The following is a 1,554-nucleotide window of genomic DNA, read 5'->3' on the forward strand; positions in this document are numbered from 1 at the left end:
CCACCTCAGCCGCGTCCGCCTCCGGCGCCTCCTCCACGATCACATGCGCATTCGTCCCACTGAACCCGAACGACGACACACCCGCACGACGCGGGGCGCCGGTCCGCGGCCAGGGGAGGTTCTCGGCGATCAGGGAGACGGCGCCCGCCTCCCAGTCCACGTGCGGGGTCGGCTCGTCAAGGTGGAGGGTCTTCGGTATAACGCCGTGCCGTATCGCCTCGACCATCTTGATGATGCTCGCGACACCCGCGGCGGCCTGCGTGTGGCCGATGTTGGACTTGACGGAGCCGAGCAGCAGCGGCCGGTCCGCCGGCCGGTCCTGCCCGTACGTGGCCAGGAGGGCCTGCGCCTCGATCGGGTCGCCCAGGGTCGTGCCCGTGCCGTGCGCCTCCACGACGTCCACCTCGGCGGTCGTCAGACGGGCGTTGGTGAGCGCCTGGCGGATGACGCGCTGCTGCGAGGGGCCGTTGGGGGCGGTCAGGCCGTTGCTCGCACCGTCCTGGTTGATCGCGGACCCGCGGATCACGGCGAGCACCGGATGCCCGTTGCGCCGGGCGTCCGACAGCCGCTCCACCAGGAGCATGCCGACGCCCTCGCCCCAGCCGGTGCCGTCGGCGGCGGCCGCGAAGGGCTTGCAGCGGCCGTCGGCGGCCAGTCCGCGCTGGCGGCTGAACTCGGTGAAGGTGGCCGGGGTCGCCATCACGGTGACACCGCCGGCGAGGGCCATGGTGCACTCCCCCGCCCGCAGGGCCTGCACCGCCAGGTGCAGGGTGACCAGGGAGGACGAGCAGGCCGTGTCGACGGTGACGGCCGGGCCCTCCAGCCCGAAGGTGTACGCGACGCGGCCGGAGGCGATGCTGCCGGAGCTGCCGGTGCCGAGGAAGCCCTCGACGCCTTCGGGGACGGAGTCGAGGCGGGCGGTGTAGTCGTGGTACATGACCCCGGCGAAGACGGCCGTCCGGCTTCCGCGCAGGGACGTCGGGTCGATGCCGGCGCGCTCGAACGCCTCCCAGGAGGTCTCCAGCAGCAGCCGCTGGTGCGGGTCCATCGCCAGGGCCTCGCGCGGGGAGATCCCGAAGGGGGCGGGGTCGAAGCGGGCGGCGTCGTAGAGGAAGCCGCCCTCGCTGACGTAGCTGGATCCGGCGCTGTCCGGGTCGGCGTCGTACAGCGATTCCACGTCCCAGCCGCGGTCGGCCGGGAACCCGGAGATGGCGTCGTCGCCGTCGGCGACGAGCCGCCACAGGTCCTCGGGGGTGCGGACGCCGCCCGGGTAGCGGCAGCTCATCGCGACGATCGCGATGGGTTCCTGGTTCTGCTCCTCGACCTCGCGCAACCGCCTGCGGGCCTGGCGCAGATCGGCGGTCGCCCGCTTGAGGTAGTCGCGAAGCTTGTCCTCGTTCACCATGTGCGTGGGCTCCATGCCAGAGAGGCGGTCGTACGGGTCTGTCCGTGGGGTGTTCGGGGTGCCGGGCGGGGCCGGGGATTGCCGCGCTGCTGGCCGCTACGGACGTCTTCGTGTCCCCGTCGCGGGAGGAGGCGTTCGGCCTCGCCGTC

General features: G+C 73.0%; 1 protein-coding gene. It reads right to left on the minus strand.

The genetic code is table 11. The features are described 5' to 3' along the window. The coding region (locus ABTY04_RS40915; RefSeq protein ID WP_352218507.1) for a type I polyketide synthase at nt 1–1,405 on the minus strand (1,405 nt) is incomplete at its 3' end. Between the last annotated feature and the right edge of the window lie 149 nt (nt 1,406–1,554).

The sequence above is a fragment of the Streptomyces sp. NPDC097981 genome, from assembly GCF_040302565.1.
GTDB lineage: Bacteria > Actinomycetota > Actinomycetes > Streptomycetales > Streptomycetaceae > Streptomyces.